The organism is uncultured Amnibacterium sp. (assembly GCF_964244015.1).
Taxonomy (GTDB): Bacteria; Actinomycetota; Actinomycetes; order Actinomycetales; family Microbacteriaceae; genus Amnibacterium.
On the sequence record NZ_CAXTHO010000028.1, the window covers coordinates 1 to 25,595 of the forward strand.

Here is a 25,595-nt window from a genome sequence, read left to right on the forward strand (position 1 = left end):
TGGAGATCGCCGGCGCCGTCGCGGACTCGTCGCGATCGACGGTGCTGGAGCAGGTGCAGAACGGGATCGGGGTCCGCATGGCCGTGCTCTACGACGTGCTCGCAGGGGAGCGTGCCGCGTGACCTCGTTCGTGATCACGGGAGCCGAGCGCTCCGACGGCACCCGCGCCGACGTGCGGGTCGACGGCGGCGTGATCGTCGAGGTCGGGTCGCTCCGGGCGAAGGCGGGGGAGCGGGTGATCGACGCCGACGGCCTGCTGCTGCTGCCCGGCTTCGTCGACCTGCACACCCACCTCCGGCAGCCGGGCGGCGAGGGCGCGGAGACGGTGCTGACCGGCTCCCGCGCTGCAGCCGCCGGCGGCTTCACGACGGTCCACGCGATGCCGAACACCACGCCCACGGCCGACGGCCCCGGCGTCGTCGAGCAGGTCGCGGCGCTCGGCGAGGAGGCCGGCTACGTCGACGTCCGGCCCATCGGCGCGGTGTCGAAGGGGCGGGAGGGCACGGAGCTCGCCGAGCTCGTCGCGATGGCCCGGTCCCGCGCCCGGGTGCGGATCTTCAGCGACGACGGCTCCTGCGTCGCCGATCCCCTCCTGATGCGCCGTGCGCTGGAATACGCGCGCATCGTCGACGGGGTGATCGCCCAGCACGCGGAGGAGCCGCGGCTGACGGTCGGCGCGCAGCTGCACGACGGTGCGGTCGCCGCCGACCTCGGCCTCACGGGCTGGCCGGCGGTGGCGGAGGAGGCGATCATCGCCCGCGACGCGCTGCTGGCCGAGTCGACCGGCTCGCGCCTCCATGTCTGCCACGTCTCGACGGCCGGCAGCGTCGAGGTGCTGCGCTGGGCGAAGCGTCGCGGCATCCGCATCACCGCGGAGGTGACGCCGCACCACCTCTGGCTCACGGACGAGTGCGCGCGCGGCTACGACGCCCGCTACAAGGTCAACCCGCCGCTGCGGACCGCGGAGGACGTGACCGCACTCCGGGCCGCGCTCGCCGACGCTACGATCGACGCGGTCGCCACCGACCATGCTCCGCACCCGGCGGAGGCGAAGCGCAGCGAGTGGTCCGCCGCCGCGATGGGCATGGTCGGGCTGGAGACGGCTGTGCTCGTGGTGCAGGCGGCCATGGTCGAGACCGGCCTGCTCGGCTGGTCGGAGGTGGAGCGCGCGATGTCCAGCCGCCCTGCGGAGATCGGCGGCCTCGTCGACGCCGCGCGGCCGATCGCCGAGGGTCGCACGGCCGATCTCGTGCTGATCGATCCCGCTGCCCGGCGGACCCTGACCACCGCGGACCTGGCCGGCAGGAGCACGAACTCGCCCTACCTGGGCCAGGAGCTGCCCGGCCGGATCGTCGCGACGTTCTTCCGTGGGTCGCCCACGGTGCTGGGCGGCCGGCTCCGCGAACCCGACGAGATCGGAACCGCCTGGTGAACCCCGTATCCGTCTCCGTCGTGCTCGCACTGCTCGTGCTGGCGCTCGTCGGCATGGCGTCGAGCTGGCGCCGCCGGGGGAGGAGGCAGGGCGGCCTCGCGCTGCCTCCCGTGCCGGCCGACCTGGGCGAGACCCTGCTGACCGTGTCGGGGCTGCTCGTCGCGACGACCTTCGAGGGCCGCCCGCTCGACCGCGTCGTCGCGGACGGGCTCGGCTTCCGGGCGAACGCGACCCTGACGGTCACGGACCGCGGCGTGCTCGTCGAGCGGGCAGGAGGCGCACCGTTCCTCGTCCCGGCGGGCGGCGGGTCCGGGACCGCGAGCTGGGCGCTCGACAAGGGCGTCGAGCGCGACGGCTTGACCGTGCTCGCGTGGGCGCTCGTCGATGCGGACGGTGCCGCCGTGCCCGTCGAGTCCGCGTTCCGGCTCGCCCCCGAGTCCCAGGCGGCACTGCTCGCCGTCGTCCACACGACCGATCAGGAGGCACCGCATGCCGACAACACGTGACACCGACGGCACCCGTGCCGTGCTCGTGCTCGAGGACGGCCGCCGCTTCACCGGCCGGGCGTGGGGCGCCCGCGGCCGTGCGTTCGGCGAGGCCGTCTTCACCACCGGCATGACCGGCTACCAGGAGACCCTGACCGACCCGTCGTACGCCGGGCAGATCGTCGTGATGACCGCGCCGCACATCGGCAACACCGGCATGAACGACGAGGACCCCGAGTCGTCCCGGATCTGGGTCGCCGGCTTCGCCGCGCACAGCCCCTCCCGCGTCGCGTCGAACCACCGCTCGACGCGCACGCTGGACAGCGACCTGGAGCGGGACGGCATCGTCTCGATCGCCGGCATCGACACGCGGGCCGTCACGCGGCACCTCCGGGATCGGGGTGCGATGCGCTCGGGGATCTTCTCGGGCGACGACGCGACGTTGACGCCGGAGGAGCAGCTCGCGCTGGTGCAGGGCAGCCCCGGGATGAGCGGCCGGAACCTGTCGGCCGGAGTCTCGACCGACACGGTCTACACCGAAGCCGCCCGCGGCGAGCGGATCGGCTCCGTCGCGATCGTCGACCTCGGGATCAAGGCGGCGACGATCGAGAAGCTCGCCGATCGCGGCTTCGACGTGCACGTCGTACCCGAGTCGGTGACGATCGACGAGCTGTACGCGCTCGAGCCCTCCGCGGTCTTCTACTCCAACGGGCCGGGTGATCCGGAGGCGAGCGAGCATCACATCGCACTGCTGCGGGAGGTGCTGACGCGGCGGACGCCGTTCTTCGGCATCTGCTTCGGCAACCAGCTGCTCGGCCGCGCGCTCGGCTTCGGCACCTACAAGCTGCCCTTCGGCCACCGCGGCATCAACCAGCCGGTCGTCGACCTGCGGTCCGGCCGCATCGGCATCACGGCGCACAACCACGGCTTCGCGGTCGACGCCCCCCGCGGCGGCCCGGTGCAGACGCCGGCCGGCTTCGGCCGCGCCGAGGTCACGCACGTGGACCTGAACGACGACGTCGTCGAGGGCATCGCCTGCCTCGACATCCCCGCGTTCTCGGTGCAGTACCACCCCGAGGCCGCCGCCGGCCCGCATGACGCCGACGATCTCTTCGACCGCTTCCGCGACATGGTGCTCGCGGAGCAGTCGGGCGGCCAGCAGGCAGCGATCGCAGTCGAGACCGCCTCGACCGACGGCGCCGCATGACCGCCGTCCCCGGTGGTCGAGGTGCGCCCTTCGAGGGCCTCAGGAACCGCGCAGCGAGCCTCGAGACCACCCCGAAGCAGATCGAAGGAGCAGCCTGATGCCCAAACGCGACGACATCCGGAGCGTCCTCGTGATCGGGTCCGGCCCGATCGTGATCGGGCAGGCCGCGGAGTTCGACTACTCCGGCACCCAGGCGTGCCGGGTGCTGCGGGAGGAGGGCGTGCGCGTCATCCTCGTGAACTCGAACCCGGCGACGATCATGACCGACCCGGACTTCGCCGATGCGACCTACATCGAGCCGATCACGACGCCCGTGCTCGAGAAGATCATCGCCCAGGAGCACCCCGACGCGATCCTCCCGACGCTCGGCGGCCAGACCGCGCTGAACGCGGCCATCGCGCTCGACGAGGCCGGCATCCTGAAGAAGTACGGCGTCGAGCTGATCGGCGCGAAGGTCGACGCCATCCGCCGCGGCGAGGACCGCCAGATCTTCAAGGACCTCGTGATCGAGGCCGGCGCCGAGGTCGCCAACAGCCGCATCGCGACGAGCGTCGAGGACGCCCTCGCGCACGCCGACGTCCTCGGCTACCCCATGGTCGTCCGGCCGTCCTTCACGATGGGCGGCCTCGGGTCGGGCTTCGCGCACACGCCTGCCGAGCTGGCGCGGTTCGTGGAGCAGGGCGTCGCGGCGTCGACCGTGGGGGAGGTGCTCCTCGAGGAGTCGATCCTCGGCTGGAAGGAGTACGAGCTCGAGCTGATGCGGGACACCGCCGACAACACGGTGGTCGTCTGCTCGATCGAGAACGTCGATCCGGTCGGCGTGCACACGGGTGACTCGATCACCGTCGCGCCCGCGCTGACGCTCACCGATCGCGAGTACCAGCGCATGCGGGACATCGCGATCGACATCATCCGGCTGGTCGGCGTCGACACCGGCGGCTGCAACATCCAGTTCGCGGTCGAGCCCTCCACCGGCCGGATCATCGTCATCGAGATGAATCCCCGCGTCTCCCGCTCGAGCGCGCTCGCGTCGAAGGCGACCGGCTTCCCGATCGCGAAGATCGCCGCGAAGCTCGCGATCGGCTACCGGCTCGACGAGATCCCGAACGACATCACGAAGGTGACGCCGGCCAGCTTCGAGCCGACGCTCGACTACATCGTCGTGAAGGTGCCGCGCTTCGCGTTCGAGAAGTTCCCGGCCGCCGATCCCGAGCTGACGACGACCATGAAATCGGTCGGTGAGGCGATGGCGATCGGCCGCACCTTCGGCGCCGCGCTGCAGAAGGCCCTCCGCTCGCTCGAGAAACGCGGCAGCTCCTTCCACTGGTCGGAAGCACCGGTGGACGCAGCGGAACTGCTCGAGACGATCAGGACGCCGACCGATGGCCGGATCGTGCAGGTGCAGCAAGCACTCCGGGCCGGCGCGACGGTCGACGAGGTATATGCCGCGACGGGCATAGATCCCTGGTTCCTCGACGCGATCCTGGCGATCAACGAGCTCGCCGACAGCATTCGCGAGGCCGACGAGCTGGACGCCGACCTGCTCCGGCTCGCGAAGGAGGAAGGGTTCTCCGACGCGCAGCTCGCCGAGCTGCGCGGGCTGTCCGAGATCGAGCTGCGGAACATCCGGCACGCCACCGGCATCCGGCCCGTCTACAAGACCGTCGACACCTGCGCGGGCGAGTTCCCGGCCCTGACGCCGTACCACTACTCGACCTACGACGAGGAGACGGAGGTGGCCGCCTCCGAGGCGCGCAAGGTGATCATCCTCGGCAGCGGACCGAACCGGATCGGGCAGGGGATCGAGTTCGACTACTCCTGCGTGCACGCGGCGTTCGCACTGAAGGACGCCGGCTACGAGACGGTGATGATCAACTGCAACCCGGAGACGGTGTCGACCGACTACGACACCTCTGACCGTCTCTACTTCGAGCCGCTGACCCTCGAGGACGTGCTCGAGGTCGTGCACGCGGAGTCCGCGTCCGGATCGATCGCGGGCGTGATCGTGCAGCTCGGCGGGCAGACCGCGCTCGGCCTCGCGAAGGGGTTGGAGGCCGCCGGGGTGCCGATCCTCGGCACCTCTCCCGCGTCGATCGATCTCGCGGAGGAGCGGGGCCTGTTCGCCGCCATCCTCGAGGACGCCGGGCTCGTCGCCCCGAAGAACGGCACCGCGTTCGACGCGCCCAGCGCACAGGCCGTGGCTCGCGGGATCGGGTTCCCGGTGCTGGTCCGGCCGTCCTTCGTGCTCGGCGGCCGCGGGATGGAGATCGTCTACGACGAGCCCAGCCTCGAGGGCTACTTCGACCGGATCGCCGGGCAGGCGATCGTCGGGCCCGACCATCCGCTGCTCGTCGACCGGTTCCTCGACGACGCGATCGAGATCGACGTCGATGCGATCTTCGACGGCGAGCGGCTGTGGATCGGCGGCGTGATGGAGCACATCGAGGAGGCCGGGATCCACTCCGGCGACTCCTCCTGCACCCTCCCGCCGGTCACGCTCGGCCGTCAGGTGATCGGTGAGGTCCGGGAGGCGACGCTCGCCATCGCGCGCGGCGTCGGGGTCCGCGGCCTGCTGAACGTGCAGTTCGCGGTCGCCGCAGGCGTGCTCTACGTGCTGGAGGCGAATCCTCGCGCCTCCCGCACCGTGCCGTTCGTCTCGAAGGCGCTCGGCGTGCAGGTCGCCAAGGCCGCCGCGCGCGTGATGGCCGGCTCGACGGTCGCCGAGCTGATCGAGGCGGGCCTGCTGCCGGAGCGCGACGGCAGCGACGTGCCGGCCGACTCGCCCGTCGCGGTGAAGGAGGCCGTGCTGCCCTTCAAGCGGTTCCGCACGAAGGACGGCCAGATCGTCGACAGCCTCCTCGGGCCCGAGATGCGCTCGACCGGCGAGGTCATGGGCATCGACCGCGACTTCCCGCGCGCGTTCGCGAAGAGCCAGGACGCCGCCTACGGCGGGATGCCGCTCGGCGGGACCGCGTTCGTCTCGGTCGCCGACCGCGACAAGCGCGGGGTGGTGCTGCCCGCGCTGCGCCTCGGCCAGCTCGGCTTCCGCCTCCTGGCCACCGAGGGCACCGCGGAGATGCTGCACCGCAACGGGATCCCGGCCGATGTGGTGCGCAAGGTGAGCGACTCCGAGCAGGTGGGACCGGACGTCGTGGAGCTGATCCGGCGCGGCGAGATCGACCTCGTCGTGAACACGCCGAGCGGCCGCAGCGCCCGCGCCGACGGCTACGAGATCCGCGCCGCGGCGGTCGCGGCAGACAAACCCCTGTTCACGACCGTGGCTCAGCTGTCCGCTGCGGTGGCGAGCGTCGATGCGATTCGGGCAGGATTCGATGTGACTCCCCTCCAGGAGTACGAACGACGCCGCAGCGCTGCTGCCGGCAGGAAGGCGGAGCGCTGATGGTGCAGTCGTTCGCCGATCGACTCGGGACCGCCTTCGCGGACCACGGGCACCTCTGCGTCGGCATCGACCCGCACGAGTACCTGCTCGCCGAGTGGGGGCTGCCGGTCTCGGCGGTCGGCGCCCACGAGTTCGGGCTGCGGGTCGTCGAGGCGTGCGCCGGCCGGGTCGGGATCGTCAAGCCGCAGGTCGCGTTCTACGAGCGGTTCGGCTCCATCGGGTACAAGGTGCTCGAGGACGTCCTGAAGGAGGCGCGCGACGCCGGCCTGATCGTCGTCGGCGACGTCAAGCGCGGCGACCTCGGCTCGACGCTCGAGGCCTACGGACAGGCGTGGCTGACGCCCGGCTCGCCGCTCGAGGTCGACGCGATGACGATCAGCGCGTTCCAGGGCTTCGGCGCCCTGCGCAGCCCGCTCGACCTCGCCGCGCGGTACGGCAAGGGGCTGTTCGTGCTCGCGGCGACCTCGAACCCGGAGGCGCTCGCGGTGCAGACCGCGGAGATCAAGCGGGAGGCGCAGTCGGGCAAGACGCTCGCCGGCGCCCTCGCCTCCCGCGTCGTGAACTGGAACAGGACGCACTCGGAGGGGCAGCCGATCGGCTCGATCGGCGTGGTGCTCGGTGCGACCGTCGACTTCGTCGACTACGGGATCGACCTCGCGCAGCTCGCGGAGTCGCCCGCGGCGCCGATCCTCGCGCCCGGCTTCGGCTACCAGGGCGCGCAGTTCGCCGACGTGAAGCGGTTGTTCGGCGTCGCCGCCGGCACGACCATCGTGACGGCGTCGCGCAGCATCCTCGCCACGGGGCCGTCGGGCCTCGGCGACGCGATCGCGCGGCAGTCCGCCCTGCTCGGGGAGGCGATCGCGTGAGGTCCAGATGGTGAACCCGCCCGAGGTCGATCGGCTCGCGGGGTCGCGGGCCGCCGTGGCCGCTCGCCGGGCGCGGGCCGAGGTGAAGCGGCAGGTGTCGAGCGGTGAGCGCAGCGCCAGCGAGGTGCTCTCCTCCGCGGCACGCGACAACGTGCAGCCGGAGTCGACCCTGCGCGTCAGCGAGCTGATCGGATCGATCCCGTGGCTCGGGCCGACCAGGACGGCGAAGATCATGCAGGAGCTGCGGATCTCCCCGTCGAAACGCCTCGGCGGCCTCGGTGTGCACCAGTACCAGCGGCTGCACGAGTTCCTCGTGCGGCGGCAGGCGCCGCGACGCCTGGGCGAGCCGGAGCACCACGGCAGCCGCCTCGTGGTGCTCGCCGGTCCGACCGCCGTCGGCAAGGGCACGGTCGCCGGGTACATCCGTCAGCACTACCCCGACGTGCTGCTGTCGGTGAGCGCCACGACGAGGCCGCCTCGGCCCGGCGAGATCGACGGCGTCACCTACTTCTTCCTGAACGACGAGCAGTTCGACCGGATGATCGAGGCCGGCCAGTTCCTCGAGCACGCGACGGTGCACAACGCGTACCGCTACGGCACGCCCCGGTCGCCGATCGAGGAGGCGCTCGCCTCCGGCACGAACGTGCTGCTCGAGATCGACATCCAGGGCGCGCGCCAGGTCCGCGACGCGTTCCCCGAGGCCCGGCTCGTCTTCCTCCTGCCGCCGACATGGGACGAGCTGGTGCGCCGGCTCACCGGGCGCGGCACCGAGGGGCCGGAGGAGCAGGAGCGCCGCCTGCAGACCGCGAGGATCGAGCTGGCCGCCCAGGAGGAGTTCGACGCGACGGTCGTCAACACCGACGTCCCCGAAGCGGCCCGCGAGGTCGTAGACTTGATGACCGCCTGACTCAGGCTGGTCGCCTTCAGGGCGGATCCAGCGTGGTCGCGTCCCAGCGTTCGTTGTGAAGGAGTTTCCGGCGCTTCGCGCGGAAAACTCCTTCACAACGGAATGCGCGTCTAACGAAGGAGCTGCACATGGCTGACACCAAGGGCATCATCGACCCGCCCATCGACGAGCTGCTGACGAAGGTCGACTCGAAGTACGGCCTGGTCATCTTCGCCTCGAAGCGCGCTCGCCAGATCAACGACTACTACGCCGATCTGCACGAGGGCAGCCTGTTCGACAACGTCGGCCCGCTGGTGGAGTCGTCGATCGACGACAAGCCCCTCTCGGTCGCGCTCCGCGAGATCAACGAGGACAAGCTCAGCATCCGCGCCGAGGACGCGCTCCCGACCGACACGGTCGTCGACGCCGAGACCGCTGCTCCCACGGAGTAGGCGCTCCCCGACATGAAGGTCGTCGTCGGCATCACCGGCGGCATCGCGGCCTACAAGGCCGTCGGGGTCGTGCGCGCCCTGGTGCTCGCCGGGCACGACGTGCACGTGGTCCCGACCGCGGCGGCGCTCCGCTTCGTCGGCCGCCCGACGCTCGAGGCCATCAGCAGGAACCCGGTCGAGTCCGACCTGTACGAGGGCGTCGCCGAGGTGCGGCACGTGGCCCTCGGGCAGAGCGCCGACCTGATCGTCATCGCCCCGGCGACGGCCAACACCCTCGCGAAGCTCGCAGCCGGTCTCGCCGACGACCTGCTCGGCACGACCGTGCTCGCCTCCACCGCGCCGCTGGTGGTGGCCCCCGCGATGCACACGGAGATGTGGGCGCACGCGGCGACGCAGGCGAACGTCCGGACGCTGGAGGCACGCGGCGTGGTCCTCGTCGGGCCGGAGAGCGGACAGCTGACCGGCACGGACTCCGGCGCCGGCCGCATGTCGGAGCCCACCGACATCGTCACCGCAGCGCTCGACGTCGCGCTCGCCGCGAACCCGGACCTCGATCGCACCGTCGTGCCCGAGACCTCCGACCGGCTCGCGGGACGGAAGGTGCTCATCTCCGCCGGCGGCACGAGGGAGCCGCTCGATCCCGTCCGCTTCCTCGGCAACTCGTCGACCGGGAGCCAGGGCGTCGCGCTGGCGGAGGCCGCGCGCGACCGCGGCGCGGAGGTGGTGCTGCTCGCGGCGAACCTCGAGGTCCCGGCGCCCGCCGGAGTCCGTGTGGTCGACGTCGGGACCGCGGCGGCGATGCTCGCTGCGGCCGGCGTCGAAGCCCTCGATGCCGACGTCGTGATCATGGCCGCGGCGGTCGCCGACTACCGGCCCTCCACCGTCGCGCAGGCGAAGCTGAAGAAGGACGACCTCGGCGACACGCTCAGCATCGATCTGGTCAGGAACCCCGACGTGCTGGCCTCGATCGCGGCGAACCGCCCGCGGCCGGGTCAGGTCGTCGTCGGGTTCGCGGCGGAGACCGAGCGCGACCCGCAGCGGCGCCTCGCCCTCGGCCGCGAGAAGATCGCGAGGAAGGGCGCCGACTTCCTCGTCCTGAACGAGGTCGGCTTCGAGCGCGGGTTCGGGCCCGGGCAGACCGCCGTCACGGTGATCGACCGGTCCGGCCGCGTCGTGGGCGAGGCGAGCGGTACCAAGACGTCGGTGGCCGATGCCATCCTCGATCTCGTCGCCCCCGCCTGAGACCCACGCACGAGGAGTCACCCATGCCACTGCGCCTGTTCACGTCCGAATCGGTGACGCCCGGCCACCCGGACAAGATCTGCGACCAGATCTCGGACAGCATCCTCGACGCGCTGATCGCGCAGGACCCCTCCGCGCACGTCGCCGTCGAGACCATGGTGACGACGGGCCTCGTCCACGTCGCGGGGGAGGTGTCCACCGAGGGCTACGTCGACATCCCGGGCATCGTGCGCGAGACCATCCGCGGCATCGGCTACGACTCGTCCGAGCAGGGGTTCGACGGGTCGACCTGCGGCGTGAGCATCAGCGTGGGCGAGCAGTCGCGGGAGATCGCGGACGGCGTCGGCGTCTCGACGGAGGCGCGGGACGGCAGCGTCGACCCGTACGACCAGCAGGGCGCGGGGGACCAGGGGCTGATGTTCGGCTACGCGGTCCGGGAGACGCCGGAGCTGATGCCGATCCCGATCGCGCTCGCGCATCGGCTCGCCCAGCGGCTCACGCAGGCCCGGCAGGACGGCTCGCTGCCCTACCTCCGTCCCGACGGCAAGACGCAGGTGACGGTCGGCTACGACGGGCAGCGCGCGGTGAGCGTCGAGGCCGTCGTGGTGTCCACGCAGCACGCCGCGTCGGTCGGGTCCGGCAGGATCCACGACGACGTCCTGCAGGCCGTCATCGAGCCGGTGCTCCGAGGGTCGGGACTCGAGGTGTCGAACCCCCGCGTCTACATCAACCCGTCCGGCCGGTTCGAGTCAGGCGGCCCGAACGCCGACGCGGGCCTGACCGGCCGCAAGATCATCGTGGACACCTACGGTGGCGCGAGCCGGCACGGCGGCGGGGCGTTCAGCGGCAAGGACCCGTCGAAGGTCGACCGCTCCGGTGCCTACGCGATGCGCTGGGTCGCGAAGAACGCGGTGGCCGCGGGCCTCGCCGACCGGCTCGAGCTGCAGGTCGCCTACGCGATCGGCGCCGCCGAGCCCGTCGGCCTCTACGCGGAGACCTTCGGCACCGCCCACGTGGCCGAGGACCGCATCGTCGCCGCGATCCGCGAGGTCTTCGACCTGCGTCCGGCCGCGATCATCGACGCGCTCGACCTCCGCCGCCCGATCTACCGGGAGACGGCAGCGTTCGGCCACTTCGGCCGCGAGCTGCCCGACTTCACATGGGAGCGCACCGACCGCGCGGCAGCGCTGGCGGTCGCCGCCGGATTACAGAGCTGATGGCCTTCGATCCGCAAGCGGATCGAAGGCTGTGCGCTCCCGCGGCGCTGAACGCGCCACGGGATCGCGCGTGATGTCCGAGACACCCGCACCCCCCGCGCCCCCCGCTGGTCGAGGTGCGAGCGAAGCGAGCCTCGAGCGATGTCCTGAGGCTCTCGAAGGGACCACCCCGAGCACGAATCTCATCGCGAAGGTCGTGCTCGACTCGCCCCTGCCACGACTCGACCACCTCTTCGACTACCGGATCCCCGACGAGCTCGCCGACGAGGTGGTCGTCGGCGCGCGCGTGAAGGTGCCGCTGCGGGTCGCCGGCCGCGTCGCCGACGGGTGGGTGGTCGGACTCGCGGACACGACCGATGCGCCCGGCGAGCTGTCGCCGGTCGACCGCGTCGTCTCGGCCGCACCCGTGCTCGCGCCGGAGGTGTGGCGGCTCGCGCGCGCCGTCGCCGACCGCAGCGCGGGCGTCGCGAGCGACGTGCTCCGCCTCGCGGTCCCGAAGCGGCAGGCGAAGGCGGAGCAGCGCTGGCTCGCAGCCGAGCGCGCCGTGCCCGCAGCGGTGGAGGCGCCGGAGGACGACCTCGCCGCCGCGCTCGTCACGGGCAGGAGGATCGCGGCGCTGCCGACCGCGCACGTCGTCGAGGTCGCCGGGGCATGGGTCGGCGGCTGGGCGACGGACGTCGCCGCGATCGCCGCGGCCGTGGCGGCGGCCGGGCGCACGACGATCGTGGCGGTCCCCGACCGCCGCGACCTGGACCAGCTCGAGACCGCGCTCGCGTCGGGGCCCGCGGCGGCGCTCGTGCTCCGCGTGGACGCCTCCAGGACCCCCTCCGCCCGCTACCGCGCCCACCTGACCGCACTCGAGCCGGGGCCGCACGTGATCATCGGCAACCGCTCGGCGGTGTACGCACCGGCCGCGGTGCTCGGCGCGATCGTCGTGTGGGAGGAGGCGGACCCGTTCCACCAGGAGCCGCTCGCGCCCTACGCGGGCACGCGCGACGTCGCCCTGCTGCGGCAGGAGCAGTCGGGAGCGGGTCTGCTGCTGCTGTCGTCGACGCGATCGTCGACGGTGCAGCGGCTCGTCGAGCTGCGCTGGTGCGAGGAGTGGGGCGCGCCCCGCGGCCGGCCCGACGTGGTGCTGACGCCGGAGGACGACCGCGGCGCGCGCATCCCGTCCGCCGCGTTCCAGGCCGTGCACCGGGCGCTGCTCGCCGGGCCGGTGCTCGTGCAGGTCTCGCGCCCGGGCGACGCCGCGCTGCGGGCGCTGCGGGCGGGGGAGGCGCCGATCCCGATCGACGCCGGCCGCACCGCGCACGAGCTGGGCCGCGCGTTCCCCGGCGTGCCGGTGGTGATCGCGGACGGCGAGCACGTGCACGACGTCGTGGCGGCGGGGCCCAGGCTGGTCGTCGCCACCCGGGGCGCGGAGCCGCGCGCGCCCGGCGGCTACCGGGCCGTGCTGCTGCTCGACGGCGCCCGGATGCTGCTGCGCGAGTCGCTCTGGGTCGCCGAGGACTGCCTCCGCTGGTGGTCGACCGCCGCGATGCTCGCCGCCCCGGATGCGCCCGTGCACCTGGTCGGCGTCGGCGGCGACGTGGCGACCGCGCTCGCGACCTGGCGCTCGGCCGACTTCGCCGCGCGCCAGCTCGCGGACCGGCGCGAGCTGCGGTTCCCGCCGACCGTGCGCCTCGCCGCCGCGACCGGACCGGTGCGCGCGGTGGAAGAGCTGGTGGACGCGTGGGCCGGCGCCGGTGCGGATCTGCTGAGCCGCGTGCCGGAGCAGCGCGGCGAGCGGGTCGTCGTCCGGTTCCCCGCGGGTGCGGGGCGCGGGGTGGCCGCGGTCGCGAAGGAGGCGCTCCTCCGGCACGGCAGCGCGCGCCGGCCGAAGCCGCCGGCGCCACCCCCTCCGGTCCTCCGCGTCCACTTCGACCCCCACGAGCCCCTGTGACCTTTCGCGGATCAGGCTCGTTCTGTGAATAGTGGGAGGCTGGCTGCGATGCGCCTGATCTTCGCCGGCACCCCCGAGGCGGCCGTCCCCTCGCTCGAAGCGCTCGCCGCCTCCGACCACGAGATCGTCAGGGTGGTCACGCGGCCGCCGGCGCCGCTCGGCAGGAAGCGGGTCCTGACGCCGTCGCCGGTGGATGCCCGCGCGGAGGCGCTCGGCCTGCCCGTGCTCCGCGCCGACCGCCTCCGGGCGCCCGAGACCGCGGAGCTGACCGCCCTCGATGCGGATCTCGCGGTCATCGTCGCGTACGGCGCGCTGGTCGCCGAGCCCCTGCTGTCCGCGCCCCGGCTCGGCTGGGTGAACCTGCACTTCTCGCTCCTGCCGCGGTGGCGCGGTGCGGCGCCGGTGCAGCGCGCGCTGATCGCAGGCGATACCGAGACCGGCGTCGACGTGTTCCAGCTGGAGGCCGGGCTGGACACCGGCCCGGTCCTCGCGAGCGAAGCGGTCGCGATCGGCGCCCTGGAGACCGCCGGCCACCTCCTGACCCGACTCGCCGGGATCGGGGCAGGCGTGCTCGCGCGGACGGTCGACGCGCTCGCCGCCGGCACCGTGACGCCCGAGCCGCAGGTCGGCGAGCCGACGGCCGCGCCGAAGCTGACGCTCGCCGACGGCCGCCTCACGTGGGCCGAGCCGGCCGACCGGGTGCTCGCCCGCATCCGGGGCTGCACGCCCGAGCCCGGCGCGTGGACGACGGCGGGCGGCCGCCGGCTGAAGGTGCTGGCGGCGGCGCCCGCGCGGGACGCGTCCGCGCTCGCTGCCGGCGCCGTGACGGCGACCCCGAACGGCGTGCTCGTCGGCTGCGGCGGCGGCGCGCTCGAGCTCGTCATGGTGCAGCCGGAGGGGCGGGGTGCGATGCCCGCCGACGCCTGGCTGCGCGGTGCGGGGACCGGGGTGCTGCTCGGATGAGCGCGAAGGGCTCGGTGATCAGCCCCGCGCGGGCGATCGCGCTCGAGGTGCTGCGCGGTGTCCGCGAGCGGGACGCCTACGCGAACCTCCTGCTGCCGGTGCTGCTGGACCGGCGCAAGCCGTCGAGGGAGGACGCCGCGTTCGCGACCGAGCTCGCCTACGGCACGCTGCGGCTGGCCGGGCGGTACGACGCGATCATCGCCCGCGCCGCCGGCCGGCCGATCGAGAACATCGACCCGCCCGTGCTCGACGTGCTGCGTCTCGGTGCGCACCAGCTGCTGGCGCTGCGCACCGCGCGGCACGCGGCCGTGCATCAGGCGGTCGAGCAGGCACGGGAGGTCGCCGGCCGGGGCGCCTCCGGCTTCGCGAACGCGGTGCTGCGACGAGTCGGCGAACGGGACGACGCCGCGTGGACCGCGGTGCTCGTGGAGGGCATCGAGGACCGGTACGAGCGCGCCGCGCTCGCGACCGGCCACCCGGTGTGGGTCGTCCGCGAGCTCGACGCGGCACTGATCACGATGGCCGACGGCGGGAGCGATCTCGATGCGCTGCTGGAGGTGGACGACGCGGCGCCGCCCGTCGGCCTCGTCGCGCTGCCGGGGCTCGCGGACCGCGGCGACCTGGTCGATGCCGAGGGGCTGCCCCTGCGCCCCCACCGGCTGTCGCCGATCGGTGTCGAGCTCGACGGCGGCGACCCGGGCCGGCTGCCACTCGTCGCGTCGGGTGTCGTCCGCGTGCAGGATCCGGGCTCGCAGCTCGCCGCGCTCGCGCTGAGCCGGGCCCGCCCGGTGCGGCGGGGTGAGCGCTGGCTCGATCTCTGCGCCGGTCCGGGCGGCAAGGCCGCGCTGCTCGCAGCGGAGGCGCGGATCGGCGGCGCCGAGCTCACGTCGAACGAGATCACCCCGGCTCGCGCCGGGCTGGTCGAGCAGGCGCTCGCCGCGGTGCCGGGGTCGCACTCCGTCGAGATCGGCGACGGCCGCCGGTTCGGGCCCGGGGACCGCCGGTTCGACCGGATCCTGCTCGATGCGCCCTGCTCGGGCCTCGGTGCGCTCCGCCGCCGGCCGGAGGCGCGATGGCGGAAACGCCCGGAGGATCTGCCCGCGCTCGCGGCGCTGCAGGGCGAGCTGCTCGACGCCGCGGTCGCCGCGCTGGCCCCCGGCGGGCTGCTCGCCTACGTCACCTGCTCGCCCGTGATCGCCGAGACGACCGCGGTCGTCGCTGCCGCGCTCCTCCGCCACCCGGGGCTGCGGGCGCTGCCGACCGCGCCGATCGTCGACGCGGTGAGCGACCGCCGCCTCCAGGACGCCGAGCGCGGCACGGCGGTCCAGCTGTGGCCGCACCGCCACGGCACCGACGCGATGTTCATCCAGCTGCTGACCCTGCGCTGACTCACCGTTTTGTAGGCAGGTTCTGCCTACAAAACGGAGAGTCCCGGTGCCGCGAACCGGGTCAGCGGAGGCGGGGCAGCAGTGCCGTCGCGACCGTGGAGGCGGCGCTCGCGTGCCAGGTCCCGGCGCGGTGTGCCCACACGAGCGAGAGCCCGCACCACGCGACGACCCATGCCGCGAGCACGTCGGGCTCGATCGCCAGGCGGTCGGCGAAGCGGCCCAGCCGCCGGTCGAGGCGCGCGGTCGCGACCTGGACGGAGGGGTTGCAGAAGACGTTCGCGACGTCGAACGCCGGATGCCCGACGAGCCCCTTCGGGTCGATCACGATCCAACGGCCGTCGAGCTCGAGCACGTTGCCGTGGTGCAGGTCGCCGTGCAGCGCGACCGATGGCCCTGCCTCGGCGACCAGCCCTCGCGCAACGTCAGCGGTCCGAGCCAGCAGCGGATAGGCCTGCGGCTCGTCGACGAGATCGTGGAACCACTCGGTCAGCGCCACGAGACCGACGGAGGCGGGTGGCGCCGGCATCGCGTGCAGCGCGAGGACGGTCTCGAGCAGCACCCCCTCCGCCTCCGCGGCCGGCACCGTGAGCAGGCTCCGCGTCGCGCGCCGCATCAGGATCGCGTCGTCGTCCGCCTCCAGCACCGGAAGACCGCCGCACCCGCTCCACCAGGCCATCAGCCGCCCGCCGCGACGCTCCTCCTCGATCCGCGCGACCTTGAGCATCACCGGCTCGCCGCCGCGGATTCCGGCGGCGAGGTCGGAGGAGGGGGTGCGCCAGACCTCGCCGGTCGGCTCGGCACCCCACGCGCGGAGCCGCTCCTTGGGATTCATCGGTCCCACCTGTCTCCGTTGTGTAGGAAGGAGGTTCCGACGAAACGGAGGGTCCGACCGAGGGGCGTCATCGGCTGAGCCTCAGCGCAAGCCGGCCGCCGCTTCGGCGACGGCCGCGAGCTCGCCGCTCACGACGAGCTCGCGGATCGCCGCGATGTCGAGCGAGGGCTCCCGGCCGGCGGTGTAGGCGGGTACCACGCTCCGGATCAGCGCGCGGGCGGCCGCCGTGCCGCGACCCGGCTGCTCCGTCGCGAACTCGAGCCCCTGCGCGGCGCAGAGCAGCTCGATCGCCACGACGCCCGCGGCCAGGTCCCCGGCCCGCGCCGCCTGATCTGCCGCGGTGACCCCCTGACTGATGTGGTCCTCCTGCCCTGCGGAGGTGGAGACGCTGTGCACGCTCGCGGGCGATGCCAGGTGGCGCACCTCGCCCGACAGCGCCGCCGCCGCGTACGCCGGGATCATCAGCCCGGGATCGTCGCCGCCCGCGTCGACCAGGAACGGGGGAAGGCCGCTCAGCCTCCCGGTGGTGAGCCGGTCGGTCCGCGCCTGCGACATGCTCGTGAACTGGGACACCGCGATGGCGAGCGCGTCGAGCGCGAGCGCGCCCGGCGCCCCGTGCCCGTTCGCGTTCGGCAGCGGGACCAGCCCCCCGCCGTCGTCGACGAATGCGGGGTTGTCGGTCACGCTGTTCAGGTCGGTCTCGATCACCGTCGTCGCGTAGGCGAGCATGTCCCGCGCAGCGCCGTGGACCTGCGGCACGGCGCGGAGGCTGAGCGCGTCCTGCAGGCGCCGCTCCCGGCCGGCGCCGAGGATCCCGCTGCCGTCGGTCAGCGCGCGCAGCCGGGCGGCCGTCACCGCCTGGCCGGGATGCGGACGGACCGACTGCGCACGGGCGTCGAAGCCGGAGGAGCTGCCGCGCAGCGCCTCGAGCGACATCGCCGCCGCGACGTCCGCGCTCCGGAGGACCCGGTCGACGGCGACCACCGCGAGCGCGCCGACGCCGGTGATCTCATGGACGCCGCTGATCAGGGCCAGCCCCTCGCGCGGCCCAGGACCGTCGGTCGGGATGCCCGCGCGGCGCATCGCCTCGGCCCCGTCCAGCAGCTCGCCGCCGAGCCGGGCGCGTCCTCGGCCGAACGCGACGAGCCCGATGTGGGCGGTCGCGATCAGATAGCCGACCGATCCGCCGCGCGGGGCCCACGGCACGACGCCCGCGTTCAGCATCGCCACCAGGCGTGCCACGAGCGTCGCCCGGACGCCGCTGCGCTCGTGCGCGAGGGCCTGCGCGACGGCGACCATGATCGCGCGGACGACGCGCGGTTCCCACGGCTTGCCGACGCCGCTCGCGTGACTCGCGAGCAGCACCAGCTGGCGCTCCGCCGCGTCCGCCGGGCCGATCGGGTCGCCCACGCGGTCGCCGACCCCGGTCGTCAGCCCGTAGACCGGTGTCCCCGTCGCCGCGAGGTCGAGCAGCCGGCCGTGCCCCGCCTCCACCCCCTGCAGGACGGAGGGGGCGACGGCGGTCCGAGCGCCGTCGGCGACCGCCGCCACATCGGCGGCGGTGAGCGGGCGGGTCCCGAGCGGAACGATGGCGGTCACGCCGGGATCCTGCCATCCGCGGAGTCGGCGGCACGCGCCGCCGACCCCGCCGGACTGGTGCTCAGCCGAGGTCGTGCGCCTGCACCCAGTCGGCGGCCACGGTGTCGATCGGCTGCTTGTCCGTCAGCTTCGCGTTCATCTCGACCAGGTCGTCGGTGGTGAGCGCCGCCGAGACCTTGTCCAGCACCGCGTCGACCGCGTCGGACTTCTTGCCGGACGCGATCAGCGGCACGATGTTCTGCGCGGGGAACAGGTTCTTGTCGTCCTTCAGCGGGAACAGCGCCGCGATGTTGGGGTCCGTCGAGAAGACGTCGCCGGCATCGATCTGCCCGTTCTTCAGCGCCGCGAGGGTCAGCGGTCCGCCCGCGTCGAGTGCCCGGAACTGCTTGAAGTTCAGCCCGTACAGGGTCTTGAGGCCGACGGCCCCCTCCTTGCGGGTCTTCCACTCCGGCGGTCCGCCGACGACGAGCTTCGACGCGTAGGGCTGCAGGTCGGAGATCGTGGTGAGCGAGTACTTCGCCGCGGTCGCCTTCGTCACGGTGAGCGTGTCCGCGTCCGCGGCTCCGGAGGGCGTCAGCATCTCGATCCCGGACGGCAGGGCCGTCTTCAGCGCGGCGGCGACGTCGTCGGGCGAGCTGGCCTCCGCCTTCGGGTCGAGGTAGCTGAGCGTCGCGCCCGTGTACTCGGGCAGCAGGTCGATCGAGCCGTCCTGCAGCGCCGGGAAGTAGACCTCGCGGCTCCCGATGCTCAGCTTCGTCGTCGCCTTCACGCCGGCGCCGGTCAGCGCCTTCGCGTAGATCGTGGCGAGCAGCTCGCTCTCCGGGAAGTTCGCCGATCCGACGACGATCGACGTGGTCCCCGTGCTGCTGCTCTCCGCCGGAGCGGCCGAGAGCGGATCGCCGGACGAGCAGGCGGTGAGGGAGATCGGGATCGCCGCGATCACGGCGATCGCGGCGATTCGGGTGCGCAGGTGCATGGCGGTCTCGTTCCTTCGGAGGTGGTGGTGCTGTGGGGACGGTGCGGTCGGTGCTCAGCCGGAGATGGCGGCGGGGGTGGGGATCGGGCGGCGGGCGCGGACGGCCCGGGTCAGGCCGGGCGACACGGCGAAGCGGCCCAGCAGGACGAACAGCAGGTCGAGCACGACCACGAGCAGCGCGACCAGGACGGCCCCGGCGACCATCTGCCCGTAGTCGTTCGACGCGAGTCCGTCGATGATCAGGCGGCCGAGCCCACCGAGGGAGACCGAGGCGGCGATCGTCGCGGTCGACACGATCTGCAGCACGCCGCCCCGGACGCCGGAGAGGATCAGCGGCAGCGCGCACGGCAGCTGCACGCCGAACAGGATGGCGCGGTCGCTCATCCCCATGCCCCGTGCCGCGTCGACCACGGCGGGCTCGACCGCCGCGATGCCGGCGTAGGCGCCGGTCATCACCGGCGGCACGGCCAGCACGATCAGCACGATGAGGCTCGGGACGAGGAACGCGAGCTCGGAGGCGAACGCGGGGCTGAGCAGGACGACGAGCAGGACGAGGAGCCCGAGGGAGGGCAGCGCGCGGAGGGAGTTCGCGACACCCGCGATCACGGCGGTCCCGCGACCGGTCTGTCCCACCCGGATGCCGATCGGCAGTCCGATCGCCAGCGCGATGAGCAGGGACGCGCCGCTGTACGCGATGTGCTGTCCGAGCAGTGTGAGGATCCCCTCCTGGCCGACCCAGTGCGCGGGCACGAAGAGGTAGTCGGTCATGCGGTCGCCCCGCTCCGGCGTCGCCACGGCGTGAGCAGCCGGTCGGCGAGCAGGATCAGGCCGTCGAGGCACACCGCGAGCAGCAGGCACAGCACGATGCCGACCATGATCGGCGTGACGAACTGCAGCTGCATGCCCTGCGTGAAGAGCGAGCCGAGCTGGTCGATGCCGATCAGCGACGCGACCGACACGATGCTGACGGCGGAGGCCGTCGCGACGCGCAGCCCCGCGAGCACCACCGGCGTCGCGATCGGCAGCTCGATCGTGAGGAAGCGCCCGAGGCGTCGGTAGCCCATCGCCTCGGCGGCCTGCCGCGCCTCCGGCGACACGGACCCGAGGCCGTCGACGACGGTCCGCACGAGCAGTGCGAACGCGTAGACCGCGAGCGCCACTACGACGTTGAGCGGGTCGAGGATCCTGGTGCCGATGACCCTCGGCAGCAGCACGAACAGCGCAAGCGACGGCACCGTGTAGAGCACGCCGGACACGCCGAGGATCAGGGTCCGCAGCAGCGGGACGCCGTGCGCGAACCAGCCGACGGGGATCGCGAGCGCCAAACCGATCAGCACGGGGGCGACGCTCAGCACGAGATGCGCGACCAGCAGCCCGACGATCGAGGGGGCGGTCGCGGCGATCCAGGAGAGGTCGATCATGCGCGCGCGGCCGTGCCGTGCTCGCGGGTGAGCGCCCCGGTGACCTCCGCGAGCGCGACCGTGCCGGCGTACCGGCCGTCGCCGTCGACGACGATCCCACGGCCGTCCGGGGCGCTGAGCGCCGCGTTCAGCAGACGCCGGAGGGAGTCGTCGCGCCGGGCGGGTGTGCTCGTGACGGTGATCCGCTCGGCCAGCACCGGGCCGGCCTCGCCGGGGCCGGACCAGCCGAGCGGGATGCCCGCTGCATCGACGACCGGACGCCATCCGCGGTCGCCCGCTGTCCGGTCGGCACCGACCACCAGCGCCTGCTCGTCGTCGATCGCGAGCGAGCTCGCGTGGACGTAGCCGAGCGAGCGGTAGCCGCGGTCCCCGCCGACGAACTCGGCGACGAACGCGTCGCCGGGATCGCGCAGCAGCTCCTCGGGCGGTGCGAGGCGCACCAGATCGCCTCCGGTGCGGAACACGGCGATCTGGTCGCCCATCGTCAGGGCCTCGTCGATGTCGTGGGTGACCATGACGATCGTCTTGCCGAGCTCGCGCTGCAGCTGCAGGAACTGCTGCTGCAGCTGAGCGCGGACGACCGGATCGACGGCGCTGAACGGTTCGTCCATCAGCAGCACGTCGGGGTCGGCGGCGAGCGCGCGCGCGACGCCCACGCGCTGCTGCTGGCCTCCGGAGAGCTGCCACGGGTACCTGGCGGCGAGTTCGGGGGCCAGTCCCACGCGATCCAGCAGCTCGGCCGCCCGAGTCCGAGCCGCCCGCTTCCCGATGCCGGCGAGTCGCGCGGTGGTCGCGACGTTGTCGACGATCGTGCGGTGCGGGAAGAGTCCGACGTGCTGGATGACGTAGCCGATCCGCCGCCGCAGGGCGATCAGATCCATGTCGAGCGTCGGCTCGCCGTCGAGCAGGATCCGGCCGCCGGTCGGCTGGATCAGGCGGTTGATCATGCGGAGGGAGGTGGTCTTGCCGCATCCGGAGGGGCCGACCAACGTCGTCAGCTGACCGGTCGCGGCCGTGAAGCTGAGATCGCCGATCGCGACGGTGCCGTCGGGGTAGCGCTTCTCGACGTGCTCGAAGGTGATCATCGGGTCGCTCCCGCCGCCGCGATGCGGCCGGCCAGCACCGTCTCGGCCTCCGCGACCAGGCAGTCGCCGATCCGGACGAGGTCCCTCGGATCGACGACGCGGTAGCTGGGGACGAGGCAGGAGAGGGCGCCGGCGACGCGGGATGCGACCCGGATGGGCGCGGAGACCGCGGTGACGTCCTTCTCGGCGCCCTCCGCGACGACGACGTATCCGTCCAGCCCGGCCTCACCGAGCAGCACGCGACCCACCGCCGTGCCGTCCAGCGGGATGCTGCGGCCGGCCCAGCCGACGTGGCGCACCGACTGGGTGCCCTCCACGATCGCGAGGTGCATCGCGGTGTGCCCCGCCCCGAAGACGCTGAGGTAGCAGGACTCGGTCGTGATCGCGGCGACCCGCTGCATCGCGGGCCGCGCCAGCGTGATGAGCGAGTCGTTGGAGAGCGCCGCCGCGCCGAGCTGCACCAGGTGGGGACCGGCCGTGAACAGGCCGTCCGCGCCGCGCCGCACGAACTCGCGGGCCTCGAGCGCTCGCAGCAGGCGCAGCGCGGTGCTCGGGGAGAGGTCGGCGCCTCTCGCGACCTCGGCGAGTGAGATCTCGCCCGCGGTGCACACGAGGCTGAGCAGCGAGAGGGCCCGATCGATGGTGCGCATGCCCTGGCCGGTCGCCGGCTCCGCTGTCATGACGTCACGGTATCGACGCCGTATTTCCAGGGATAGCAGCGAATGTTTCCGTCTGGTGACAAATCCTTGCTACTGGGTGGCACGTCCCTGAGCGGGCGGCGGGCGGTGCGGAGGGTCGCCGATCGAGCCGCCGACGCGGCGGGAGAGGGTGGCCGCCGCGCGGCGGACCTGCTGCAGGATGCGGCTGCGGTCGGCCGTCCCCTGGGTCTCGAACGTCACCGCGACGCTCGCGACCGGCCAGTCGTTCGGGCCGAGCACCGCCGCTGCGATCGAGGTCAGGCCCGCGGTCACGCTGCCCTCCTCCGTCGCGAACCCGTCCTGCGCCGCGGTCGCGAGCAGGCGGCGCAGCTCGGCAGGGCCCGCGGGGCCCGCCGCGTTCCGGGTCACGAACGCCGCGGCGTCCGGGTACAGCGCTCGCAGCTGCGCGGCGGGCAGCGCCGCGAGCATCGCCCGTCCGCTCGCCGTGAGGTGCGCGGGGAGGCGGACACCGACGTCGGTCACCAGCACGCGTCGATGACGAGCGCGCTCCTCGACCAGGTAGACCACATCGCGGCCGTGCAGCGCCGCCAGGTGGGCGCTCTCGCCGAGCCGGTCGGCGAGCGCCGCGATGACGGGCACGCCGAGCCTGGTCAGCGGCTCCTGGCGGGAGTAGCCGGAGCTCAGCTCGAAGGCGGCGATCCCGAGCCCGTACCGTCTCGACTCGCGGAGGTGCAGCACGAACCCGTGCCGGTCCAGCGCCGCGAGCAGGTGGTAGGTGGTCGACCGGGGCGCGCCGATCGCCGCCGCGATCGTCGCCGCCGCGACGGGACCCCGCTGGCCGGCGAGGAACGTGAGGATCCGCAGCGTCGCCTCCGCCGCGGGCACCTGCGCCGCCGCAGTCGGCACTGTCGCCACCTCCACCTCCACCGCCCCCGTCCTGTGACCTGGATGTTTCGGGTCTCGGATCCGAGACGGGAGACGACCGTATCCGATCCCGTCGGCCGGGCGGTGGTGTGCACTGGCAGCGAAAGAACGAAGGAGCCCCCATGGAGCAGTCGACCGTTCCCGCAGTCCGCGCCGCGCGCGGCACCGAGCTGACCGCGAAGAGCTGGCAGACCGAGGCACCGCTGCGGATGCTGATGAACAACCTCGACCCCGAGGTCGCCGAGCACCCGGAGGACCTCGTCGTCTACGGCGGCACCGGCAAGGCGGCGCGGTCGTGGGAGGCGTTCGACGCGATCGTCCGCACGCTGCGCGAGCTGGAGTCCGACGAGACGCTGCTCGTGCAGTCCGGCAAGCCGGTCGGCGTCTTCCGCACCCACGAGTGGGCGCCGCGGGTGCTGATCGCGAACTCCAACCTCGTGGGGGACTGGGCGACCTGGCCGGAGTTCCGCCGACTCGAGGCGCTGGGGCTGACCATGTACGGGCAGATGACCGCCGGTTCGTGGATCTACATCGGCACGCAGGGCATCCTGCAGGGCACCTACGAGACGTTCGCCTCGGTCGCCGAGACGCTGCGGGCGAAGGGCGGCGACGGCACCCTCGCCGGCACCCTGACGGTCACGGGCGGCGCGGGCGGGATGGGCGGCGCGCAGCCGCTCGCGGTCACGCTGAACGGCGGGGCGGTGCTCGTCGTCGACGTCGACCGCAGCCGGCTCGAGCGCCGCCGCGACAAGCGGTACCTCGACGAGGTGGCGGACGACCTCGACGACGCCCTCGCCCGGGTGCTCGCCGCGAAGGCGGAACGCCGCGCGCTCTCCGTCGGCCTCGAGGGCAACCAGGCCGAGGTGCTGCCCGAGCTGCTCCGCCGGGGTGTCGCGGTCGACATCGTGACCGACCAGACCAGCGCGCACGACCCCCTCTACTACCTGCCGGCGGGTGTCCCGTTCGCCGACTGGCACGACCGGGCGGCGGCGGATCCGGAGGGGTTCACCATCGCTGCGCGCGAGTCGATGGCCGCGCACGTCGCCGCGATGGTCGGCTTCCAGGCCGCGGGCGCCGAGGTCTTCGACTACGGCAACTCCCTTCGCGCGGAGGCGCAGCTCGGCGGCAACGACCTGGCGTTCGCGTTCCCCGGCTTCGTCCCCGCCTACATCCGCCCGCTGTTCGCGGAGGGGAAGGGCCCGTTCCGCTGGGTCGCGCTCTCCGGCGACCCGGCCGACATCGCCGCGACGGACCGCGCGATCCTGGAGCTGTTCCCGGACGACGACCGGCTGCGCCGCTGGATCGAGGCCGCGGGGGAGAAGATCGAGTTCGAGGGCCTGCCCGCCCGGATCTGCTGGCTCGGCTACAAGGAGCGGCACCTCGCGGGGCTGAAGTTCAACGAGATGGTCGCGTCGGGCGAGCTGTCCGCGCCGATCGTGATCGGCCGCGACCACCTCGACTCCGGGTCCGTCGCCTCGCCCTACCGGGAGACCGAGGCGATGGCCGACGGCTCCGACGCGATCGCCGACTGGCCGCTGCTGAACGCGCTGCTGAACACCGCCTCCGGCGCGACCTGGGTGTCGATCCACCACGGCGGCGGGGTCGGGATCGGCCGCTCGATCCACGCGGGCCAGGTCATCGTCGCGGACGGCACCGACCTCGCGGCGGAGAAGATCGCGCGGGTGCTGACGAACGATCCGGGCACCGGGGTGATGCGGCACGTCGACGCCGGATACGCCCGCGCGAAGGACGTCGCGGCCGAGCGCGGGCTGTGGGTCCCGTCGGTGCCGGAGCTCGATCAGCGAGCATGAGCGCGGTCGCGGAGATGACCGTTCTCGGTCTCCTGGGTGAGCTCGACGACATCGGGCGCGACGAGCGCGGCGGCTGGACCCGCCCCGGGTTCGGGGCCGCCGACCTGCAGCTGCGCGCCTGGTTCGTCGATCGCGCGACCGGCATCGGGCTCGACGTGCAGCACGACCGCAACGGCAACCTCTGGGCCTGGTGGGGAGCGCCGGGTCCCGACGCCGTCGTCACCGGCAGCCACCTCGACTCCGTGCCGGGGGGCGGCCGGCTCGACGGCCCGCTCGGTGTCGTGTCGGCGCTCGTCGCGGTCGGTCGCCTCCGCGCCTCCGGGTTCGCTCCCGCCCGGCCCCTCGCCGTCGCCGTGCTCGCGGAGGAGGAGGGCTCCCGGTTCGGCATCGCCTGCCTCGGCTCGCGGCTGCTGACCGGGGCGGTCGACCCGCTCGCGGTGATCCCGGAGGGGTTCGCCGGGCTCGACCGGGACCGCGCGGGTCGTGACGACGCGACCCTGGCCCGCATCGGCCGGTTCGTCGAGCTGCACGTCGAGCAGGGCCGCGGCCTCGTCGACCTCGACGCGCCCATCGGTCTCGCGACCGGCATCCTGGCGCACGGCCGCTGGCGCCTCACGATCACGGGCCGCGGCGATCACGCGGGCTCGACCCGGATGACCGACCGCTCCGACCCGGTCGTCGCGGCGGCGCGGGTCGTGCTCGCGGTGGAGGAGGCGGCGCTCGCCGTCCCCGGCTCCCGCGCGACGGTCGGCCGGATCGAGGCCGTACCGGGTGGCACGAACGTCATCGCCTCCCGCGTCGAGCTGTC

The 25,595-nt window shown here is 73.4% G+C and carries 22 protein-coding genes; 14 read left to right on the forward strand and 8 right to left on the reverse strand.

Annotated features, from left to right (window positions below; translation table 11 throughout):
• Window positions 1–118 precede the first annotated feature (118 nt).
• The 12 genes from ACFE67_RS05200 (at window position 119) to ACFE67_RS05255 (ending at window position 15,480) form a co-directional block, all read left to right on the forward strand.
• Window positions 119–1,432, forward strand: a complete 1,314-nt coding sequence (locus ACFE67_RS05200; RefSeq protein ID WP_375405808.1) for a dihydroorotase — start codon at window positions 119–121, stop codon at window positions 1,430–1,432.
• Window positions 1,429–1,938: an ABC transporter permease gene (locus tag ACFE67_RS05205; protein WP_375405809.1), complete on the forward strand. Its 510-nt coding sequence runs from the start codon at window positions 1,429–1,431 to the stop codon at window positions 1,936–1,938. Before ACFE67_RS05200 ends, ACFE67_RS05205 begins: the two co-directional genes overlap by 4 nt.
• A complete protein-coding gene (gene carA / locus ACFE67_RS05210) occupies window positions 1,922–3,124 on the forward strand; it encodes a glutamine-hydrolyzing carbamoyl-phosphate synthase small subunit (protein WP_375405810.1) in 1,203 nt (400 codons plus the stop codon). The genes ACFE67_RS05205 and carA overlap by 17 nt, the downstream gene beginning before the upstream one ends.
• A gap of 97 nt (window positions 3,125–3,221) precedes the next feature.
• Window positions 3,222–6,524, forward strand: a complete 3,303-nt coding sequence (carB, locus tag ACFE67_RS05215) for a carbamoyl-phosphate synthase large subunit (RefSeq protein ID WP_375405811.1) — start codon at window positions 3,222–3,224, stop codon at window positions 6,522–6,524.
• Window positions 6,524–7,390: an orotidine-5'-phosphate decarboxylase gene (gene pyrF / locus ACFE67_RS05220; RefSeq protein ID WP_375405812.1), complete on the forward strand. Its 867-nt coding sequence runs from the start codon at window positions 6,524–6,526 to the stop codon at window positions 7,388–7,390. Before carB ends, pyrF begins: the two co-directional genes overlap by 1 nt.
• 7 nt (window positions 7,391–7,397) lie before the next feature.
• Window positions 7,398–8,297: a guanylate kinase gene (gene gmk, locus ACFE67_RS05225; RefSeq protein WP_375405813.1), complete on the forward strand. Its 900-nt coding sequence runs from the start codon at window positions 7,398–7,400 to the stop codon at window positions 8,295–8,297.
• Between the two features lie 128 nt (window positions 8,298–8,425).
• Entirely contained in the window at window positions 8,426–8,728 is a 303-nt protein-coding gene (gene rpoZ, locus ACFE67_RS05230; RefSeq protein ID WP_375405814.1) for a DNA-directed RNA polymerase subunit omega, read from the forward strand.
• A 12-nt stretch (window positions 8,729–8,740) separates the two neighbouring features.
• A complete protein-coding gene (gene coaBC / locus ACFE67_RS05235) occupies window positions 8,741–9,970 on the forward strand; it encodes a bifunctional phosphopantothenoylcysteine decarboxylase/phosphopantothenate--cysteine ligase CoaBC (protein ID WP_375405815.1) in 1,230 nt (409 codons plus the stop codon).
• Between the two features lie 23 nt (window positions 9,971–9,993).
• Window positions 9,994–11,187 carry a methionine adenosyltransferase gene (gene metK, locus ACFE67_RS05240; RefSeq protein ID WP_375405816.1) on the forward strand — a complete coding sequence of 398 codons (1,194 nt, stop codon included), beginning with the start codon at window positions 9,994–9,996 and terminating at the stop codon, window positions 11,185–11,187.
• A 196-nt stretch (window positions 11,188–11,383) separates the two neighbouring features.
• Window positions 11,384–13,129 carry a primosomal protein N' gene (locus ACFE67_RS05245; protein ID WP_375405817.1) on the forward strand — a complete coding sequence of 582 codons (1,746 nt, stop codon included), beginning with the start codon at window positions 11,384–11,386 and terminating at the stop codon, window positions 13,127–13,129.
• A 48-nt stretch (window positions 13,130–13,177) separates the two neighbouring features.
• Entirely contained in the window at window positions 13,178–14,092 is a 915-nt protein-coding gene (gene fmt, locus ACFE67_RS05250; protein ID WP_375405818.1) for a methionyl-tRNA formyltransferase, read from the forward strand.
• Window positions 14,089–15,480, forward strand: coding sequence for an RsmB/NOP family class I SAM-dependent RNA methyltransferase (locus ACFE67_RS05255; RefSeq protein ID WP_375405819.1), 1,392 nt, complete (start codon window positions 14,089–14,091; stop codon window positions 15,478–15,480). The genes fmt and ACFE67_RS05255 overlap by 4 nt, the downstream gene beginning before the upstream one ends.
• Window positions 15,481–15,541: 61 nt before the next feature.
• Here ACFE67_RS05255 and ACFE67_RS05260 read toward each other — a convergent pair whose 3' ends face one another.
• From ACFE67_RS05260 to ACFE67_RS05295, 8 genes are all read right to left on the reverse strand, one after another.
• Window positions 15,542–16,312 carry an aminoglycoside phosphotransferase family protein gene (locus ACFE67_RS05260; RefSeq protein WP_375405820.1) on the reverse strand — a complete coding sequence of 257 codons (771 nt, stop codon included), beginning with the start codon at window positions 16,310–16,312 and terminating at the stop codon, window positions 15,542–15,544.
• An 81-nt stretch (window positions 16,313–16,393) separates the two neighbouring features.
• A complete protein-coding gene (hutH, locus tag ACFE67_RS05265) occupies window positions 16,394–17,911 on the reverse strand; it encodes a histidine ammonia-lyase (RefSeq protein ID WP_375405821.1) in 1,518 nt (505 codons plus the stop codon).
• Window positions 17,912–17,972: 61 nt separating this feature from the next.
• Window positions 17,973–18,887, reverse strand: coding sequence for an ABC transporter substrate-binding protein (locus tag ACFE67_RS05270; RefSeq protein WP_375405822.1), 915 nt, complete (start codon window positions 18,885–18,887; stop codon window positions 17,973–17,975).
• Window positions 18,888–18,941: 54 nt separating this feature from the next.
• The gene (locus tag ACFE67_RS05275) at window positions 18,942–19,655 is read right to left on the reverse strand and encodes an ABC transporter permease (RefSeq protein ID WP_375405823.1); all 714 of its coding nucleotides are present in this window, start codon (window positions 19,653–19,655) and stop codon (window positions 18,942–18,944) included.
• Window positions 19,652–20,308, reverse strand: coding sequence for an ABC transporter permease (locus ACFE67_RS05280; protein WP_375405824.1), 657 nt, complete (start codon window positions 20,306–20,308; stop codon window positions 19,652–19,654). Before ACFE67_RS05280 ends, ACFE67_RS05275 begins: the two co-directional genes overlap by 4 nt.
• Window positions 20,305–21,393 carry an ABC transporter ATP-binding protein gene (locus tag ACFE67_RS05285; RefSeq protein ID WP_375405825.1) on the reverse strand — a complete coding sequence of 363 codons (1,089 nt, stop codon included), beginning with the start codon at window positions 21,391–21,393 and terminating at the stop codon, window positions 20,305–20,307. The genes ACFE67_RS05280 and ACFE67_RS05285 overlap by 4 nt, the downstream gene beginning before the upstream one ends.
• Window positions 21,390–22,073 (reverse strand): IclR family transcriptional regulator, encoded by a 684-nt coding sequence (locus ACFE67_RS05290; protein WP_375405826.1) that lies wholly within the window; start codon window positions 22,071–22,073, stop codon window positions 21,390–21,392. Before ACFE67_RS05290 ends, ACFE67_RS05285 begins: the two co-directional genes overlap by 4 nt.
• A 69-nt stretch (window positions 22,074–22,142) precedes the next feature.
• Window positions 22,143–22,967 (reverse strand): IclR family transcriptional regulator, encoded by an 825-nt coding sequence (locus ACFE67_RS05295; RefSeq protein ID WP_375405827.1) that lies wholly within the window; start codon window positions 22,965–22,967, stop codon window positions 22,143–22,145.
• A 131-nt stretch (window positions 22,968–23,098) separates the two neighbouring features.
• On the opposite strand from ACFE67_RS05295, the gene hutU reads away from it, so the two are divergent.
• Both hutU and ACFE67_RS05305 read left to right on the forward strand, forming a co-directional pair.
• Complete coding sequence (gene hutU, locus ACFE67_RS05300) at window positions 23,099–24,787, forward strand: urocanate hydratase (protein WP_375405828.1); 1,689 nt, start codon at window positions 23,099–23,101, stop codon at window positions 24,785–24,787.
• A partial coding sequence (locus ACFE67_RS05305; protein ID WP_375405829.1) for a M20/M25/M40 family metallo-hydrolase occupies window positions 24,784–25,595 on the forward strand: 812 nt, incomplete at its 3' end. The genes hutU and ACFE67_RS05305, both read left to right, overlap by 4 nt.